General features: G+C 54.1%; 17 protein-coding genes. 10 read left to right on the forward strand and 7 right to left on the reverse strand.

Going from position 1 to position 18907, the window contains the following annotated elements; translation table 11 throughout:
• Positions 1–75: 75 nt before the first annotated feature.
• The 4 genes from fadD to EBC_RS13995 form a co-directional block, all read right to left on the reverse strand.
• Positions 76–1758, reverse strand: coding sequence for a long-chain-fatty-acid--CoA ligase FadD (gene fadD / locus EBC_RS13980; protein WP_157868021.1), 1683 nt, complete (start codon positions 1756–1758; stop codon positions 76–78).
• 208 nt (positions 1759–1966) lie between these two features.
• Entirely contained in the window at positions 1967–2563 is a 597-nt protein-coding gene (locus tag EBC_RS13985; protein WP_013202464.1) for a Slp family lipoprotein, read from the reverse strand.
• Between the two features lie 57 nt (positions 2564–2620).
• Complete coding sequence (tsaB, locus tag EBC_RS13990; protein WP_013202465.1) at positions 2621–3322, reverse strand: tRNA (adenosine(37)-N6)-threonylcarbamoyltransferase complex dimerization subunit type 1 TsaB; 702 nt, start codon at positions 3320–3322, stop codon at positions 2621–2623.
• Between the two features lie 57 nt (positions 3323–3379).
• Positions 3380–5290 carry an ATP-dependent DNA helicase gene (locus EBC_RS13995; protein ID WP_013202466.1) on the reverse strand — a complete coding sequence of 637 codons (1911 nt, stop codon included), beginning with the start codon at positions 5288–5290 and terminating at the stop codon, positions 3380–3382.
• A gap of 221 nt (positions 5291–5511) precedes the next feature.
• Here EBC_RS13995 and EBC_RS14000 point away from each other — a divergent pair, with 221 nt between their 5' ends.
• Together EBC_RS14000 and EBC_RS14010 are read left to right on the forward strand one after the other, a co-directional pair.
• Entirely contained in the window at positions 5512–5763 is a 252-nt protein-coding gene (locus tag EBC_RS14000) for a hypothetical protein (RefSeq protein ID WP_013202467.1), read from the forward strand.
• 537 nt (positions 5764–6300) lie between these two features.
• Complete coding sequence (locus tag EBC_RS14010; RefSeq protein ID WP_013202468.1) at positions 6301–6654, forward strand: RidA family protein; 354 nt, start codon at positions 6301–6303, stop codon at positions 6652–6654.
• Between the two features lie 18 nt (positions 6655–6672).
• Here EBC_RS14010 and EBC_RS14015 read toward each other — a convergent pair whose 3' ends face one another.
• Both EBC_RS14015 and EBC_RS14020 read right to left on the reverse strand, forming a co-directional pair.
• The gene (locus tag EBC_RS14015; RefSeq protein WP_013202469.1) at positions 6673–7674 is read right to left on the reverse strand and encodes a hypothetical protein; all 1002 of its coding nucleotides are present in this window, start codon (positions 7672–7674) and stop codon (positions 6673–6675) included.
• Positions 7674–7922 (reverse strand): YoaH family protein, encoded by a 249-nt coding sequence (locus EBC_RS14020; RefSeq protein ID WP_013202470.1) that lies wholly within the window; start codon positions 7920–7922, stop codon positions 7674–7676. The genes EBC_RS14015 and EBC_RS14020 overlap by 1 nt, the downstream gene beginning before the upstream one ends.
• Before the next feature lie 111 nt (positions 7923–8033).
• Here EBC_RS14020 and pabB point away from each other — a divergent pair, with 111 nt between their 5' ends.
• The 4 genes from pabB to EBC_RS14040 all read left to right on the forward strand — a co-directional run bounded on the left by pabB (position 8034) and on the right by EBC_RS14040 (position 13492).
• On the forward strand, positions 8034–9398 hold the full coding sequence (gene pabB, locus EBC_RS14025) for an aminodeoxychorismate synthase component 1 (protein ID WP_013202471.1): 1365 nt from the start codon (positions 8034–8036) through the stop codon (positions 9396–9398).
• Positions 9391–9978 (forward strand): CoA pyrophosphatase, encoded by a 588-nt coding sequence (locus tag EBC_RS14030; RefSeq protein WP_013202472.1) that lies wholly within the window; start codon positions 9391–9393, stop codon positions 9976–9978. Before pabB ends, EBC_RS14030 begins: the two co-directional genes overlap by 8 nt.
• Before the next feature lie 328 nt (positions 9979–10306).
• Positions 10307–11671, forward strand: coding sequence for an L-serine ammonia-lyase (locus EBC_RS14035; protein WP_013202473.1), 1365 nt, complete (start codon positions 10307–10309; stop codon positions 11669–11671).
• A 258-nt stretch (positions 11672–11929) separates the two neighbouring features.
• Positions 11930–13492 (forward strand): EAL domain-containing protein, encoded by a 1563-nt coding sequence (locus EBC_RS14040; RefSeq protein WP_013202474.1) that lies wholly within the window; start codon positions 11930–11932, stop codon positions 13490–13492.
• A gap of 39 nt (positions 13493–13531) precedes the next feature.
• On the opposite strand, the gene EBC_RS14045 is transcribed toward EBC_RS14040, so the two are convergent.
• On the reverse strand, positions 13532–15097 hold the full coding sequence (locus tag EBC_RS14045) for a TerC family protein (RefSeq protein ID WP_013202475.1): 1566 nt from the start codon (positions 15095–15097) through the stop codon (positions 13532–13534).
• A 536-nt stretch (positions 15098–15633) separates the two neighbouring features.
• Between EBC_RS14045 and manX the strand changes: the two genes are divergently transcribed.
• The 4 genes from manX (at position 15634) to EBC_RS14065 (ending at position 18903) form a co-directional block, all read left to right on the forward strand.
• On the forward strand, positions 15634–16605 hold the full coding sequence (gene manX / locus EBC_RS14050) for a PTS mannose transporter subunit IIAB (RefSeq protein WP_013202476.1): 972 nt from the start codon (positions 15634–15636) through the stop codon (positions 16603–16605).
• Positions 16606–16671: 66 nt separating this feature from the next.
• Entirely contained in the window at positions 16672–17472 is an 801-nt protein-coding gene (locus EBC_RS14055; protein WP_013202477.1) for a PTS mannose/fructose/sorbose transporter subunit IIC, read from the forward strand.
• A 16-nt stretch (positions 17473–17488) separates the two neighbouring features.
• Complete coding sequence (locus EBC_RS14060) at positions 17489–18352, forward strand: PTS mannose transporter subunit IID (protein ID WP_013202478.1); 864 nt, start codon at positions 17489–17491, stop codon at positions 18350–18352.
• 92 nt (positions 18353–18444) lie between these two features.
• Entirely contained in the window at positions 18445–18903 is a 459-nt protein-coding gene (locus tag EBC_RS14065) for a DUF986 family protein (protein ID WP_013202479.1), read from the forward strand.
• Positions 18904–18907: the final 4 nt, after the last annotated feature.

An 18907-nucleotide genomic window follows, 5' to 3' on the forward strand; every position in this document is an offset into this window, starting at 1 on the left:
TCCGGCCTCAGTCTAATCACAATAAAAACGCCGGCATGACCGGCGTTTTAGCATTCTCGGAAAGCGCAGCGATAATCAGCTGGCTTTAGCCGCTATTATCGCTTCATCACGCAGTTCACGGCGCAGAATTTTGCCGACGTTAGTTTTCGGTAACTCATCCCGAAACTCAACGATTTTAGGCACTTTATAGCCCGTCAGGTTCTTTTTGCAGTGTGCGATCAGCTCTTCTTTAGTCAGTGAAGGATCTTTCTTCACGACGCAGATTTTCACCGTCTCTCCTGCCACATCGTTAGGAACACCAATGGCGGCAGCCTCACGCACTTTCGGATGCAGCATCAGAACATCTTCGATTTCGTTAGGATAGACGTTGAAACCGGAAACCAGGATCATGTCTTTTTTGCGATCGACAATGCGAATAAAACCTTCCTGGTCAACGGTAACAATATCACCGCTGCGAAGCCATCCATTTTTTAACACTTCATCAGTTGCATCAGGCCGTTGCCAGTAACCGAGCATCACCTGCGGTCCTTTGATGCACAGTTCGCCGGGTTCGCCTTCAGCGACCTCATTGCCTTCATCATCCACCAGCATGATGTCAGTGGAAGGCACCGGCAAACCAATGCTGCCACTGTGATAGCGAATGTCGTAGGGATTGACGGAAACCAGCGGTGAGCACTCGGTCAGGCCGTAACCTTCCAGCAGATAGTGCCCGGTCAGCTTTTCCCAGCGTTCGGCGACCGCTTTCTGCACCGACATGCCGCCACCGGCTGATAAGCTGAGGCTGGAGAAGTCGAGCTTCTGGAAATCTTCATCGTTCAGCAAGGCGTTAAACAGCGTATTCACGCCGGTAATCGCGGTGAAGCGCACTTTGGACAGCTCTTTCACCAGGCCAGGAATATCACGCGGATTGGTGATCAGCAGGTTTGCGCCGCCCAAATCGATAAACAGCATACAGTTCACCGTCAGCGCGAAGATGTGGTACAGCGGTAAAGCGGTGACCACCGTTTCTTTGCCCTCTTTCAGCAGCGAGCCATAGGTGGCTTTGGTCTGCTCAAGATTCGCCTGCATATTGCGGTGAGTAAGCATCGCGCCTTTGGCGACGCCGGTAGTCCCGCCGGTATATTGCAGGAACGCCAGATCGTCGTTAATGATGTCCGGGCGCACATACTGCATGCGATAGCCCTCATGCAGCGCGCTGCGGAAGGAGATCGCATCGGGCAGATGGTATTTCGGCACCATCCGCTTGATGTATTTGACAACAAAATTGACCAGCGTGCCTTTCGCCGGCGTAAGTTGATCGCCCAGTCGCGTGAGGATTACGTGCTTCACCTGGGTTTTGGCCACCACTTTTTCCAGCGTGTGGGCAAAGTTCGAGACAATGACGATGGCACTGGCACCGCTGTCGTTCAGCTGATGTTCCAGCTCGCGCGGGGTGTAAAGCGGATTGACGTTAACCACAATCATTCCTGCCCGCAGAATGCCAAACAGCGCGATCGGGTACTGCAACAGGTTAGGCATCATCAGGGCCACACGATCGCCCTTTTTCAGGCCCAGCCCCTGTTGTAGATAAGCGGCGAAAGCACGGCTGCGCTCTTCCAGCTTACGGTAGGTCATCGCCTGCCCCATATTAATGAAGGCGGGCTGGTCTGCGTAACGTTTAACTGCGTGTTCAAACAAATCAATCAGCGATGTATAGCGGTCAGCAGTGATCTCTGCCGGAACATCTGCCGGATAGCGGTTTAACCAAACCTTATTCAAGGAAACACCTCGGAAAGTCGTATTTGTTGTCATCGCAGCCTCAAACAGTCGCATCTTTTAACATTATTTTAACTCAGCGTACCAGTTTGCTCTGTTCTCTGTTTTGAGGTTGCGAAGCCCATCACTAAAATAATCTCATCCTGAGATCGGCAATAAAAAACGACCCGAAGACGTAAGCCGTCGGGTCGTAAGAGAGTCTGCTATCTGTCTATTCCGTCAGGATAGTTTGTACCTGTGCTGGCCCGGTATTGTAGTAACCGAACGGCGGCGGTCCCCAGTATCCACCATGGCGACTACCGCGTGGTGGACCGTACCAAATCCACGGATCGATCGGCTGTGGTGGCGAAACAATTTGCTGGGTCAGATGCCAGCGCTGATAACCGGTCACATCGACAGTAATAAAGTTATACGACGCCTGGCCGACTTCCCCTTTCTCGGTGCCTTTTATCGGCCCGACCACGGTCACAATCTGATTGTTAAAGTCGATGGGATCGACGAACCCTTTGATATCGGCATAAATACGGCCAATAGACGGCGTCCCTAATATAGGTCTGGCGGTGTCATCAAGACGCTGAGCGGCAATTTCCAGCCGGGTCATACCATCTTTATTCACCACTTTGACCACTTTCCCGCCGAAGCGAGATTCCTGACCGACATAGATTTGCGGAGCGTTCATCACCCGCACCAAATCCTGCTGTGGGGTGGGAGACGTGCCTTTCACTGAATCTGGCACGCTCATGCAGCCAGAAAGCAGTGCAGAGGCCAGTAACAGACTACCTAACTGCAATAAAACGCGTTTACGCATAAAGTTCTCCAGGATACTGATTACTCTGACTGCTTCCCTGATAAATAGTTGCCCGGATTACTCGCGGCCCGGCAATTTTTTCCATGTCACTTCATTACGCAAATAGGTCGGTTCAGCCTGTTCCACCGCCACCGTTCGACCCGCGGCGTAAGCCAGGGCGGCCAGCGATAACATATCTTCCGCGCAAGGCAGTTCGACGTCCGTAGCGGTAAGCTCCAGCCCGCTGTTTTCGGCCAGCTGCGGCCAGGCTTTCCAACCGGTTCCTACCATCGCCCAACGCCCGGTCAGCGCGGCCATTCTGGCTTGCGCGGCTTCTGGTTTCAGCACGGCTTCGGTTTCTGCACCCTGCCAGTCGCCCTGTGCGTCACGCTGATACTCGGCCCAATACACTTCACCCATGCGGGCATCAATGGCCGCCAACACGCGCGTCGCGCCGTGCAGACGCCAGGCACTTTGCGCCATGGTTTTCAGCGTGGAAACGCCGATCATCGGCAGTTCTGCACCAAACGCCAGACCCTGCGCGATGCCGATGCCGATACGGACGCCGGTAAAGCTGCCCGGCCCCTGACCAAAGGCCAGCGCGTTTAATTCCGTAAGCCTGGTGTTTTCTTGCTGAAGCAATGCCTGCACCATCGGCAAAATACGCTGGGTGTGCTCACGGGCACACAGCTCAAAATGGGCCGTGACGTTTTCGTCATTCAGCAACGCAACTGAACAGGCTTCGGTAGCCGTATCAATCGCTAAAATACGCGGGGACATACACACCTCTGGCGGGATAGATTTTTCGGCGCGCAGCATAGCACAGTGCGCCGCAGATTACTGTTGTGCCGACGGTTTAAGAAACTCAACCGCCTGCTGAATATCGCGCGTTCTGGGTGTCGGGGGCAGGCTGTTGAGGAACACTGCGCCATAAGGCCGCATCACCAGCCGGTTGTCGCAGATCACCAGCACGCCCCGATCGTCCACATCGCGGATCAATCGACCCACACCCTGTTTCAGGGTGATCACCGCGTCAGGAAGCTGAACCTCATCAAAAGGATCGCCGCCGCGCAGCTTGCAGTCTTCCATGCGCGCTTTTAACAGCGGGTCATCCGGCGAGGTAAACGGCAGCTTATCGATGATCACCAGCGACAGCACGTCGCCGCGCACGTCCACGCCTTCCCAGAAGCTGCTGGTCGCCACCAGCAACGCGTTACCGGCAGCAACAAACTGCTTCAGCAACTGACCTTTACTGGTTTCCCCCTGCAGCAGCACCGGCAGCGTTAACATCGCACGGAACTGTTCAGCCAGATCGCGCATCATCTGGTGCGACGTGCAGAGGAAGAAGCAGCGGCCATTGTTGGCTTCAATTAACGGTAGCAGCATCCGCGCCATCTGCTTTGCCCCACCCGGTTGATTGGGTGACGGCAGATTACGCGGCACGCAGAGGAGTGCCTGGCTGGCGAAATCAAACGGGCTCTCGAGGATCATCGTTTTCGCACTGCTGACGCCAAGGCGCTCCACAAAATGCGTCATCTTCTCGTTTACCGCCAGCGTGGCGGAGGTAAATATCCAGCTTGCCGGACGTTCGTCCATCACTTCGCGAAAACGATCTGATACTGAGAGCGGCGTCAGCGCCAGAATAAAGTGGCGGGAATTGCATTCGTACCAGTAGCTGAAACCCGGCTGCGTGACGTCTTTCAGACGCTTCAGACGTCCCCGGTAAAGGGCCGCGCGGTCAAAGGCGGCATCCAGCAGCGCAGAACGCCCCAACGACATTTTTGCCACGTCATAACAAAGCTCCAGCGCATCATCCAGCAGCAACAGTGCACGCTGAATGTTGGGATTGTTCATGATATCGCGCAGATTACCGCGGAAGCCGGGGTCGCCCAGCGCCAGGCGGAAATCCTGTGCGCTTTGTGATAATCGGTCGGCGGATTTTTGCAGCTGCTGAACGTCACGCACTTCGGTGCGGTAGGCAATCGTGATGTCTTTCGCCAAATCGATAAGCTGTTTGCTGGAGAGCTGCTGGCCAAAATACTGGCTGGCAATGTCCGGGACCTGATGGGCTTCATCGAAGATCATCACGTCGGCTTCCGGGATCAGTTCAGCAAAACCACTCTCTTTCACCACCATATCCGCCAGAAACAGGTGATGGTTAACCACCACCACATCGGCATCCATCGCTTTGCGACGGGCTTTCACCACAAAACAGTCTTTATACACCGGGCAATCGCTGCCCAGACAGTTGTCATTGGTGCTGGTCACCATCGGCCAGATGGTGCTGTCTTCCGCGACACCGCCACAGGTGCTGATATCGCCATCGACCGTTTCACTGGACCAGCCGCGCAGATGCACCAGATCGCTCATCGCCTGCACGGCCAACTCGCCGCCGACCATCGACTGCTGCTCCAGCCGCTCCAGGCAGAGGTAGTTCGATCGCCCCTTTAACAGCGCGACCTGCCCTTTGAATTTGAGCGCTCTTGCGACGGTAGGAAGATCGCGACTGTAGAGCTGATCCTGCAACGCTTTCGATCCGGTAGAGATGATCACTTTTTTACCGGATCGCAGCGCCGGCGCCAGATACGCGTAGGTTTTCCCGGTGCCGGTTCCCGCCTCTACCACCAGTTCATGCTTATTTTCGATAGCTTCACTGACCGCCTGCGCCATCTGTCGCTGCGGTTCACGCGGTTTGAATCCTGGGATTGCCAGCGCCAGCGCGCCATCTGCTGCAAAATCGTCTGCCACACGTCCTCACTACGTTTTAGAAAACACTGTAATTATGTCAGTATCCGCGCCCACGCTCCACCCTTTAGGTGACAGCCCGTCAGAAACGGTGCCTCGCGCCTGGCTGTTGGGCACATAAAAGGAATTAACCTGCTCATTGTATTGACCTTTACGTTCGGCGATTCTATTTTGAATGTCAGTCAGCGCGCTGGTTTTCCTGATAATTTAACCGTGGAGGGGCTATGTCAGACGAAGAGAGAATTAAAAAGCTTGAGGAGACCGTCAACAGGTTGAACGTTGAGACCCTGGTGCTGAGGGAAATTCTTGGGCAGCAAATCGCGCTCAACAATCTTAACTACAAGGGTAAATTTGATGACGTTCTCGAGGCGCTGGCAAAAGAGTATGCCGGCCGAGGGCTGGAGGAAGGCAGCAACCGTGAGATCCACGACACTATCCGCCAGTACATCAAATATCAGGATCCCGCTGTCGATTGATACCGGTTCCGACCAGGCCGCTTCATGCGGCCTGCCAGTTTAACGAGTTCCTACGTTGTTGGAAAAGGCCCTGTGCAAGCAGCCTTATAAACGCTTATTTAGGGCAACACCTCAGGCACTTAATTGCCCCAGGCCGTCTTTTTATCGCAACATTCAACGCATCATTGCTGGTGTAAAATGTTCCCAGAAAAAGTCTGTCGTTTATAATCCGCGTCATGTCCATGCAACCCGTCTTATGCACAACTCTCCTCGCTCTTGGTCCGTTTAAGGTTTCCAGATAGTAGTAATCGCCCATGATTTTTCCTGATGTTACGGAGTCCGTAAGCCGACAGTAACAGTCAGGGTGTGAATTGTTTTAACCTGCGTCATGAAAGCCATACATTCGGATATGTCTTGAACGGGATGGGTTACGCTGGCGTGGCTTAAGGCCATTTGTCTCAGCATGTTAAGCGGAATGATGATATTTTTAACCAGAATGTTCCAAATATGCCCTGCAGCGATGCGAAGCGTGGCACCAATGATGAGTAAGGTATTAAAATGTCGAAAGAAATCACAAGAGTTGAGCCTGTAGAGCACCGCATGTCCGAAGCGGTGATCCACAATGACACCGTCTATTACACCAGCGTGCCGGAAAATCTGGATGAAGACGCGGAAGCGCAGACCGCCAATGCTCTGGCGGTGATTGACAGTCTTCTGACCCGCGTGGGTTCAGATAAGAGCAAAATTCTTGATGCGACGATTTTCCTGGTGCACAAAGAGGATTTTCAGGCGATGAACCGTGCCTGGGATGCCTGGGTTTCACCCGGTAATGCCCCGGTGCGCTGCACCGTTCAGGCTAACCTGATGAACCCGAAGTATCTGGTCGAAATCAAAATTATTGCGGCTCTGTAAGCCGTTGGCAGGCGGTGTCTAAGGCTTAAACAGCGCCTGTCGTCCTTCCGCTGAAGGAAAGACGCAACGCACATCATGCGCACAGCCGGCGACTATCGCCAGGGTGTGTGGCCGGGCAGGTTTCAATACATCCCGATCGTAGCGGGCGTAATTCTCTCCGCGTTCCAGCCTCGACGCGCCCTGTGCCATCGCCGCACACGACTTATCCAGTATCCGCCAGTAACGCCCTTTTCCTTTACCCCGATCGTCACTCCCTTCAAGATAGCGAACCTCTGCGGAACGATAACGGTCTCTCGCCTTAATGGGATTGTCCGGCAGCCAGGCCGGCAGATTGTGCATGCCGTATTTATAATCGCTTACGGCAGGACAAGCGTCCGCGTTTAAAGCATCAAAATAGAGCCAGCTTCCTGGATCGGCCACCACATAGCGCAGCGTCACGCCTGCGGGAGGATGGGAAAAGGCGATGTAGTGCTGCACAAACTGGCCACCGGCAGAAAAACCCGCCACGGTAATTTCGCTCAGAGCCGGCCAACGCTGTTTAAGATCGCCGATAGTCTCATCCAATGCGCTAAAGGCCGACAGGTTCCCGGCGTTATCCTTTCCGCCATCTAACCAGGAATGACAATTCCACAGAGCGTCATCCGGTAAAGCCTCAGGCAGGCCGTCCGAGTGACAATGGCTGGCATCCGTGCTGGATACCTGGAAAAGCGGAGCAACAATGGCGATGTTTTGGGCGTCTGGTGTATTGCTGGCTGCTTGCGCAGCCGCGGTGAGCGTGTTGCCCACGTCACGAGGATGACCGTGCAGGACAATCAACGCCCGGGTCACCTTGCCACCGGCAGGCGCGAGCGTGAAGTAATGGAAGTTGCCCGCGTTCTCAGCCAGTGCAAACGTGTGTTCGCGGGCGCTGGCAGGCCACGCCTGCGAAGCAGCTAACGCTTGCGGGACGACGGGTAGCCAGCAAGCCAGCAGCACCATCAGCCGCGAAAGCGTTTTACCGACTGTTCGCAGCAGGCGCATTAATAGTTTTCGTCTTCTTCGTCTTCGTCGCCGTAATCCTGATTGATCTCTTCATCTTCATTGTTGTCTTCATCATCGTCGTCATCGAATGAAGCGGTGATCATTTCGCCGGTGTGGTTTTCACGGATTTCGGCGGCAACCAGTTGGATCGCCTGCCCGCTACTCATGCCTTCAGACATCAGCTGCTGGATGCGTTCAACGGCCTGTTGCTGCTGCTCATAGGACAGCGAAGGTAAACCTGTAATCATATCCACTCCTGGTCGTGCGCGCGGCGTATTCCACGCGCAACAAACAGATGCCAGCAGCAAAAAAATATGCCAGGCTTAACGCCTGTTATTGGTCTGGTTTGCTGAATCATCATGTCACCTGTCTGTTATCCCCTTAAGTATACGCCGGAAGCCCTTGGGAATCTGTTTGGTTTTGTTGCTCATCAACCCTGGGCGATGCTGCTGCATTCAGGTTTTGCCGATCACAGCGATAACCGCTTCGATATTATGGTGGCCGATCCGCTCACCACGCTGATTACGCAAGGGAAAACCACTCGTATCCAGCACGGCGATGGCGTGGAAACCAGTGAAGACGATCCGCTCAGCTTGCTCGATCAGACGCTCAAACAGAGTGGATTGCAGGCCGAAGAACATCCGGATTTTCCTTTTCAGGGCGGTGCGTTAGGGTTATTTGGTTACGATTTAGGCCGCCGTTTTGAGCAACTGCCGCAAGTGGCATTACAGGATTTACAGACGCCGGACATGGCTGTCGGCATTTATGACTGGGCGCTCATCGCCGACCACCATCTGCAGGCACTGACCTTAATTGTGCATGGTGATGGGGAAAACCGCCTCAACTGGCTGAACGCCTTGAGCGCAGGTAAACCCACCACGCCCTTCCGTCTGACCAGCCCGTGGCGTTCCAATCTGACGCGGGAAGAGTACGGTGAGAAATTCCGCCGTGTTCAGCAGTGGTTACACAGCGGTGACTGTTATCAAATCAACCTTGCTCAGCGTTTCCAGGCCAGCTACAGCGGTGATGAGTGGCAGGCGTTCAAACGGTTGAATGAGCAAAACCGTGCGCCTTTCAGCGCTTTCCTGCGCCTGCCTGGCAGCGCTATTCTCAGCCTGTCACCGGAGCGCTTCCTGAAAATGACCGGCGACAGCATTGAAACCCGGCCGATCAAAGGCACGTTGCCGAGGCTCAGCGATCCCGAGGCCGATCGTTTACAGGCGGAGAAGCTGGCAAATTCGCCTAAGGACCGCGCGGAAAACGTGATGATTGTTGACCTGCTGCGCAACGATATTGGTCGCGTTGCCCAGCCTGGCAGCGTTGCCGTGCCGGAACTGTTTGTGGTCGAACCTTTCCCGGCGGTACATCATCTGGTCAGCACCATCACCGCCAGACTGAAACCGGCGTTAAGCGCCTGCGATCTGCTACGCGCCTGTTTCCCCGGCGGCTCAATTACCGGCGCGCCGAAGGTCAGAGCGATGGAAATCATCGATGAGCTGGAACCGCACCGACGAAATGCCTGGTGTGGCAGCATTGGCTATCTCAGCGTGTGCGGCAAGATGGATACCAGTATTACCATTCGCACGCTGACCGCCGAACAGGGAAACCTCTACTGCACGGCTGGCGGCGGGATCGTCGCAGACAGCCAGGAGCAGGCTGAATACCAGGAGACGTTCGATAAGGTAATGCGGATTCTACCCTGTCTGGAGCAAGCGGATGTCTGATGCGCACCTGACGCTCAACGATTTTCTCAGTCGGTTTATGCTGCAACGACCCGATGTGACCTCAAATCAACTGCCCACCCGCCGGGCTGCCGTATTGGTGCCAATCGTCGATCGCCCCCGCCCGACCCTGTTGCTCACCCGACGCTCCGCCACATTGCGTAAGCATGCCGGTCAGGTGGCATTTCCCGGTGGAATGATGGACCCGGAAGATCCTTCTTTAATTGCCACCGCGCTTCGTGAGGCGCAGGAAGAAGTGGCTATTCAACCGGACAGCGTGCGGGTGGTGGGCGTTTTGCCCGCCGTGACCAGCAGCACCGGTTTTCAGGTAACGCCGGTCGTCGGCATACTTTCGCCGTCGCTCGACTGGCATCCTAATGAAGGCGAAGTTGAATCCCTGTTTGAGATGCCGTTGCAGGAAGCGTTACGGCTTGGCCGCTATTCACCCCTGGATATCCAGCGCTATGGCACGTCGCATCGCGTCTGGCTCTCCTGGTTTGAAGACTATTTTATCTGGGGGATGACCGCCGGGATCATTCGTCAGTTGAGTCTGCAGGTGGCAAACCACGCCCGAACTGACTAATTTTCCGACACAACGGCTACACAATCCCCCTCAGGCAGTTTTTTTCACCAACCTGGCGCACATTCTTCGCGTCAAATCACTGCACAACGCGCGGGAATCATTTATATTGCACCGCATTAACACCGCAAGATGTGCGTGCAACGGCCAGCCACTATTTTTGCCCTAGCTGTAATTGGGCAAATATCAGCCGCAATACCAACTGGACCCGCTTCTGTCATCACATTTTTGTCTGATAATGATTAGTTAATTTCATGCGATCATTCGTCTCAGGATGATTACTATTAAAGCAGTATTTTACCGAACTTCAGGCTCAGTTAAGGAGCGTAGTGTGATTAGCGTTTTCGACATGTTTAAAATCGGCATTGGTCCTTCCAGTTCCCACACCGTGGGGCCGATGAAAGCCGGTAAACTGTTTGTCGACGATTTAGTTGCTAACGGCATGTTGGATAGCGTGAAGCGCGTTGCCGTGGACGTTTATGGCTCTCTCTCCCTGACCGGCAAAGGTCACCATACCGATATCGCCATTATTATGGGGCTCTCCGGCGCCTCGCCGGAAAGCGTCGATATCGATGGCATTCCCGCGTTTATCCGCGATGTCGAACAGCGTCAGCGCCTGTTGCTGGCGAATGGCCGCCATGAAGTCGACTTCCCACGGGAAGGTGGCATGGTATTCCGCAGCGATAATCTGTCGCTGCATGAAAACGGCATGCGGATCACTGCGCTGGCGGGTGACAACGCCATTTTCAGCAAAACCTATTATTCCATCGGCGGCGGTTTTATCGTTGATGAAGAGCACTTCGGCCAGTCAACGCTGGATGAAGTGACCGTGCCCTATCCGTTCAATTCCGCCAAAGAGATGCTGGATCACTGCCATCATACCGGGCTGTCTCTCTCCGGCATGATTATGAAGAACGAGCTGGCGCTGCACAGCCGTGCCGAGATCGAAGCCTATTTCACTGATATCTGGCAGAGCATGCGTGACTGTATCGATCGCGGCCTGAATACCGAGGGCGTGTTACCGGGTCCGCTGCGCGTGCCTCGTCGTGCTTCTGCCCTGCGCCGTCTGCTGGTCTCTTCCGATAAGCTGTCTAAAGACCCGATGAACGTGATCGACTGGGTCAACATGTTTGCGCTGGCGGTAAACGAAGAGAATGCGGCGGGCGGTCGCGTGGTCACCGCACCGACTAACGGTGCCTGTGGCATCGTGCCTGCCGTGCTGGCCTACTACGATCATTTTATTGAGCCGGTCAGCCCGGATATCTTTATCCGCTATTTCCTTGCCTGCGGTGCCGTGGGTATCCTGTATAAAATGAACGCCTCTATTTCCGGCGCGGAAGTCGGTTGCCAGGGCGAAGTCGGTGTCGCCTGCTCAATGGCCGCTGCCGGTCTGGCTGAACTGCTGGGTGCCAGCCCGGAGCAGGTTTGCGTGGCGGCCGAAATTGGCATGGAACATAACCTGGGGCTGACCTGTGATCCGGTGGCAGGCCAGGTTCAGGTTCCCTGCATAGAGCGCAATGCCATTGCTTCGGTTAAAGCGATCAACTCTGCGCGTATGGCGATGCGCCGTACCAGTGAAGCCCGCGTGTCATTAGATAAAGTGATTGAAACCATGTATGAAACGGGCAAGGACATGAATGCCAAATACCGTGAAACGTCTCGCGGTGGTCTGGCAATTAAGGTTCAGTGTGACTGATTCCAATCAGCTGCTGCCCCGCTGATTTTCGGTGCCGCCATTCCGGCGGCACTTTTACCCGTTTCGCTAAATAAATTTCTTCCCCCCGCTATCCGATATTGCCGGAAACCGCTAGAGTGTTCAGGCGAATAAAGCAGGATAAGTGACTGTTTTACTTAATTCTGCTTTTATCACTTCTAAGACTAAACTTAATTTTTCATTTGCCGATAACAACGATTCGGTCTCTGTGTGCGCGTCTTGATCTAAGGGTGGTTACTGATGCAAATGTCCCAGGAAGTTTTCGGACAGTTTCGCCGTAAGCGATTATTAATTGCTGTGGTGGTTGCCGCGTTGGTGCTCATTCTTACGTTGACCTTCCGTTTTATGGAAGAAAAAGGGCGGAATGAGCAGCATTCGCGTACGTTTGCGGACAATGCAATTCAACGTTTCGATAGACTGTTTTCCCCGCTCGATGTGGCGGCCAACAATACGCTTGGCCTGGTTGGCTTGCCTTGCGAACAGATCCGCTTCCCGCTGATTGAAAAGCTGGCATCGTTACAAACCGTGCGTTCCATTGTGCTGGTGGATAACGACGAGATGTATTGCTCCAGCATCTTTGGCAGAAGCAGTCTCTCCTTTAGTCAGTTCTATCCTGAGTTGGCGGTAAATAACCAGCGGATGATCCTCAGCACCGATGAACATTTGCTGAAGGGATCGCCTATCATGCTGCTTTGGACGCCTCACGATAACAACAACCGTTCCGGGATCCTGCAAATCATCAATATCGAGATGATGAGCACCTATTTGCTTGAGCCAACGCTGCCATGGGTTGAACGCGCGGTGATCAATGTTGGCGGCAAAAGTCTCGAATACGGTAACCCGATGATTGAAGAGGCCTTACCGTCCGACGATGAAGTCAGCTATGAGAAGGCGTCTTTGCGCTACCCGTTCTCAATCACCCTTTTCGGTCCGTCGCCGACCCGCCTGGCGCTGTCGACCTTGCCATCCCAGTTACCTCTGGCGCTGCTGTTAAGCCTGTTGATGGGCTATATCGTCTGGCTGGCAACCGCCAACCGTATGAGCCTTTCCTGGCAAATCAGTTACGGCATTACCGCCCGGGAATTTATGGTCTATTGCCAGCCGCTGATCAACTCAAAGACCGGCGATTGTGATGGTATAGAGCTGCTGCTGCGCTGGCACAATCCACGTCAGGGCTGGATCCCGCCGGATGTGTTTATCCCAATGGCAGAAAGGCAGAATCTTATCGCGCCCCTGACCCGCTTTGTGCTGCGTGAAATCGTGCGCCATTTGCCGCAGATGCCGAACTGCCCCACGTTCCATATCGCGATAAACGTTGCCGCCAGCCATTTCCATAACCGCGAGATTATTGACGATCTGCAAAGCCTGTGGTGGCCAGCCAATCCGGTGCCGCAGCTGGTGGTAGAGCTGACCGAACGTGATTCGCTGCCAGAAATGGATCAGCGCGTGGTTTCCCATCTGCATAAGATTGGCGTGAAGCTGGCAATTGACGACTTCGGCACCGGACACAGCTCGCTGTCATACCTGAAAACATTGAGCCCGGATGTGCTGAAGATCGATAAAGTCTTTACCGCGGCGATTGGCACCGATGCCATCAATGCGACGGTAACGGATATGGTGATCTCTCTGGCCCAGCGCCTGAATATCAGCCTGGTGGCTGAAGGCGTGGAAACGGCTGAGCAGGCGGAATATCTGCGGGAGAAAGGCGTGGATGTCTTGCAGGGGTATTTCTATGCGCGTCCGATGCCGTTAGGCGACTTCCCGGAATGGCTGAGCCAACACAAGTTGTCTCTTACAGCCTGAGTGTCAAAGGGGGGGATCCTTCCCCCCTGTTCTCAACGATTACTCGTCTTCATCTTCTTCATGACGTTCCCGCGCCCGAGTCACACGCACCAGATCGATACGGTAATCCGTCGCTTCGATAATCTGAAAGCTGACGGGCGGTAACTCAATCACTTCACCGGCAACCGGCAACTGCCCTTTCTGCGCGATCAGCAGACCGGCCAGCGAGGCATGATCGTCTTCCGGATTGACCAGCACCTGGGTGTTCAGCAGCTGTTGCAGCGAGTGCAAATCCGTTCCGCCCTTCACCAGCCAGCCGTCACCGTCAGCAATAATGTCCGGGGTTTCATCTTCATCCGGGAACTCACCGGCAATGGCTTCCAGCACGTCCAGCGGCGTAATCAACCCCTGCACGACGCCAAATTCACTGGTGACCACCACGAAGCTGCCCTTCGCTCTGCGTAACACGCCCAGCAGATTTATCGGGTCCAGCGTTTCCGGCACGATGATTGGCGGCGTGGCGGCAGCGAAGGTTGCCACGTCAATGCCGTGATCCAATGCCACCAGCAGCTCTTTCGCACGCACCACGCCGATAATTTCATCCAGCTCTCCACGGCAAACCGGGAACAGGCTGTGCGGCGTATCCAGCAGCTGCATGCGCACTTCGTCCAGCGGACGATTGGCATCAACCCAGGAGATTTCACCCCGCGGCGTCATGATGCTGCGCACCGAGCGCGAGGCCAGCGTCAGCACGCCGTTAATCATGTAGCGCTCTTCGTCCTTAAACGCTTCCTGCGGCATGATGGCAGCCACTTCACTGCCTTCCGCACTGACGTTTTCCTGGCCACGACGGCCGCCCATCAGACGAAGGATCGCTTCTGCCGTGCGCTCACGCATCGGCTTTCTCGCCTGATGACGCATAAAGTTAACCCGTGCAATCTGGTTAAACAGCTCAATCAGGATAGAGAAGCCAATCGCTGCGTACAGGTAGCCTTTCGGAATATGGAAACCAAACCCTTCTGCAACCAGGCTCAGACCAATCATCAACAGGAAGCTCAGGCACAGTACGACCACCGTTGGATGCTGGTTGACGAAGTTGGTCAGCGGTTTCGAGGCCAACAGCATCACGCCCATGGCAATCACTACCGCGGTCATCATAATCGCCAGGTTGTTCACCATACCGACAGCGGTGATCACCGCATCAAGCGAGAAGACGGCATCGAGGATCACAATCTGGACCACAACCGCCCAGAAGCTGGCGTAGCCTTTGTTGCCATCCCCTTCATGCTCACGGTTTTCGAGCCGTTCGTGCAATTCCATGGTGGCTTTGAATAACAGGAATATCCCGCCTGCCAACAGGATCAAATCCCTGCCGGCAAAGCTGAAGTCACCTACACTGAACAACGGACGGGTTAACGTCACCATCCAGGAAATCAGTGACAGTAAGCCCAGGCGCATGACCAGCGCCAGCGAGAGTCCGATCAGCCGGGCCTTATCACGCTGCTTCGGCGGCAGTTTTTCCGCCAGAATGGCAATAAAGACCAGGTTATCAATACCCAGGACGATTTCGAGCACGACCAGCGTCAGCAGACCGGCCCAGATCGAGGGGTCTAAAAGAAATTCCATTACAGACTCCGGAAACAGGTACGGGAAAGCGCAGCAGGCGTTCGAACGGACACGATGCGGACATTAACGCAGAGGGGATGAATATTGTCGTCAGAGGACAAGGTAAAACTGGCCGGTTGAACCGGTGAGGTGATTAAGCGACGTCGGTGACAGTCCATAGGGAGGGCTGAGGCCCGTTACTCCTGTGTTAAATAAGGATCACTACTGTAAACAGGCACCTGCACTTCGTCAAAATATTTTATTACATTTACATTCAAAGTCTGCTTTTCGTGCTGCTCTTTTGAGCGATAGCGCTTAAGCGGGCACCCAGCATCTAAATAGCTGAGCACGGTCACATAATTTATTTTTTCGCAGACTAAAATAAATCCCGTCTTAACCATGGGTCAGGTAAAAGCCGCTAACCACTTTAGGGGTTTTGCTCACTCACCAGAATAACAGCACGTTCAATCCACGTTGAGGGTAAAACCTGAAACCGGATACTCGCGCGGCTCATCTGTGTTACCGGGTCGCTGAAAATTGGATAAGGAGGGTAGCAAGTGACTATTGCTATTGTGATCGGCACGCACGGCTGGGCCGCGGAGCAGCTGATAAAAACAGCTGAAATGCTCCTTGGGGAACAGCAAAACGTTGGGTGGATTGATTTCGTACCCGGCGAAAATGCGGAAACCCTGATTGAGAAATATCAGGCGAGACTGACCGATTTAGATACCAGCAAAGGCGTCCTTTTCCTTGTCGATACCTGGGGAGGCAGTCCGTTTAATGCCGCCAGTCGTATCGTCGTGGACAAGGAGAATTATGAAGTCATTGCCGGGGTCAATATCCCGATGCTGGTCGAAGCCTTTATGGCTCGAGATGATGATCCAAGCTTTGATGAGCTGGTCGCCGTCGCTGTTGAGACCGGCCGCGAAGGCGTCAGAGCGTTAAAAGCGAAAGAGCCTGAGCCCGTTGTGGCAGCGGTCGCTGCTGCACCGATAAAAGCCGCACCGGTAGCCCAGAAACCGATGGGGCCAAAGGACTATATGAACATTGGCCTGGCGAGGATCGATGACCGTCTGATCCACGGACAGGTGGCAACTCGCTGGACCAAAGAAACCAACGTAACCCGCATTATCGTGGTCAGTGACGAAGTGGCTGCCGACCATGTGCGTAAAACACTGCTGACTCAGGTTGCTCCGCCTGGCGTGACTGCCCATGTGGTAGATATCGCAAAAATGATCCGCGTGTGGAATAACCCGAAATATGGCGGCGACCGCGTAATGTTGCTGTTTACCAACCCTACCGATGTAGAACGCCTGGTTGAAGCAGGGGTTAAAATCCCGAGCGTCAATATTGGTGGTATGGCATTCCGTCAGGGTAAAACGCAGGTTAACAATGCCGTTTCCGTTGACGATAAGGATATTGCGGCTTTCAAGAAGCTGAATGAACGTGGCATTGAACTGGAAGTGCGTAAAGTTTCCAGTGACCAGCGCCTGAAGATGATGGACCTGATAGCCAAAGTGGCTCAGTAAGTTTCACTTATTATTGCCTGATCTGTCAGGTTTAACTCAGTTCACGAATGTCAGAGGAGAAGTACAATGGAGATAACCACTCTTCAAATTGTGCTGATATTTATTATTGCCTGTATTGCAGGTATGGGATCTATTCTCGATGAATTTCAGTTCCACCGTCCGCTTGTGGCTTGTACCTTAATTGGTGCCGTTCTGGGCGATATGAAAACCGGTATTATTATCGGTGGTACGCTGGAAATGATCGCCCTGGGTTGGATGAACATCGGTGCCGCCGTGGCCCCGGATGCCGCCCTCGCCTCTATTATTTCTACCATCCTGGTTATTGCCGGCGGACAAAGCGTAGGTGCCGGTATTGCTCTGGCAATTCCACTGGCCGCTGCGGGTCAGGTACTGACGATTATCGTTCGTACCATTACCGTTGCCTTCCAGCATGCTGCCGATAAAGCCGCCGAAAAAGGGAACCTGACCGCGATTTCCTGGATCCATGTCTCGGCACTGGTTCTGCAGGCGATGCGTATCGCTATCCCGGCCATCATCGTGGCAGTGTCAGTGGGTACCAGCGTCGTTCAGGGCCTGCTTGAATCGATCCCGGATGTGGTGACCAACGGCCTGAATATCGCCGGTGGTATGATCGTTGTCGTCGGTTATGCGATGGTGATCAACATGATGCGTGCGGGCTATCTGATGCCTTTCTTCTATCTCGGTTTCGTTACCGCGGCCTTCACCAACTTTAACCTGGTTGCGCTGGGTGTGATTGGTGTGGTGATGGCGGTGCTGTATATCCAGCTGGCACCGAAATATAACCGCGTGGCGGGTGGTCAGGCTTCCGGGCCAGTGACCAACGACCTTGATAACGAATTAGATTAGGGAAAGGGTGAGTAAAATGGTTGATACCACTACAACTACAACGACCTCAGCTCCGCTGAAAAAACTGACGCCAGGCGATGTGCGTGGTGTATTCCTGCGCTCTAACCTGTTCCAGGGTTCGTGGAACTTCGAACGTATGCAGGCGCTGGGTTTCTGTTACTCCATGGTTCCGGTGATCCGTCGCCTCTATCCTGAGAATAACGACGACCGCAAACAGGCAATCAAACGTCACCTGGAATTCTTCAACACCCACCCTTACGTTGCTGCACCGGTTCTGGGTGTGACCATGGCGATGGAAGAGCAGCGTGCAAACGGTGCCCCTATAGATGACGCCGCAATTAACGGCATCAAAGTGGGTCTGATGGGTCCTCTGGCTGGCGTAGGCGACCCGATTTTCTGGGGTACGGTGCGTCCGGTATTCGCGGCACTGGGTGCCGGTATTGCCATGAGCGGCAGCCTGCTGGGTCCGTTGCTGTTCTTCGTGCTGTTTAACGTGGTGCGTTTGCTGGTGCGTTATTACGGCGTGGCCTATGGCTACCGTAAAGGTGTCGATATCGTTAGCGATATGGGCGGCGGCTTCCTGCAGAAACTGACCGAGGGGGCATCGATCCTGGGCCTGTTTGTGATGGGGGCGCTGGTCAACAAGTGGACGCACGTAAACGTACCGCTTGTTGTCTCGCGCATTACCGATCAGACCGGTAAAACCACCGTGACGACCGTGCAGTCGATTCTCGATCAGCTGATGCCGGGCTTAATCCCGCTGTTACTGACCTTCGGCTGTATGTGGCTGCTGCGTCGTAAAGTGAACGCGCTGTGGATTATCATCGGCTTCTTCGTGATTGGGATCTTCGGCTACTGGATTGGGCTGTTAGGTCTGTAAGGTTTGCAGCCGGGGGAAACCCCGGCTTTCCAGAGACCAGCCGGCATCGCTTAGCCTGAACGATGCCGGCTGTTCTTTTAGGGGAAGATAAGATGTCACTCACTGATTACGTCATCGTGTTGTTTATCGCACTGTTTCTGGCTTATGCGATTTACGATGAGTTTATAATGGACCGGCGGAAAGGGCCGACACAATTAAAGGTGCTGCTGAAGCGCCGCAACAAGCTGGACAGCCTGATTTTTGTTGGCCTGGTGGCGATTCTGATTTATCAGAACGTCAACAATCAGGGCCCGAGGATCACCACCACACTGCTGATGGCGTTGACCTTCCTGTCTGTTTATCTGTTCTGGATCCGCCTGCCTAAGCTGCTGTTCAAACCCGAAGGGTTTTACTACGCCAATATCTTTATCGACTATAGGCGGATCAAAGCGATGAATCTGTCTGAAGACGGAATTCTGGTGATCGAACTTGAAAACCGTCGGTTGCTAATCCACGTCAGAAAACTGGATGACCTGGAAAGCATTTATCACTATATGGTGCAACAGCAGTAGCCAC

The organism is Erwinia billingiae Eb661 (genome assembly GCF_000196615.1).
Classification (GTDB): domain Bacteria; phylum Pseudomonadota; class Gammaproteobacteria; order Enterobacterales; family Enterobacteriaceae; genus Erwinia; species Erwinia billingiae.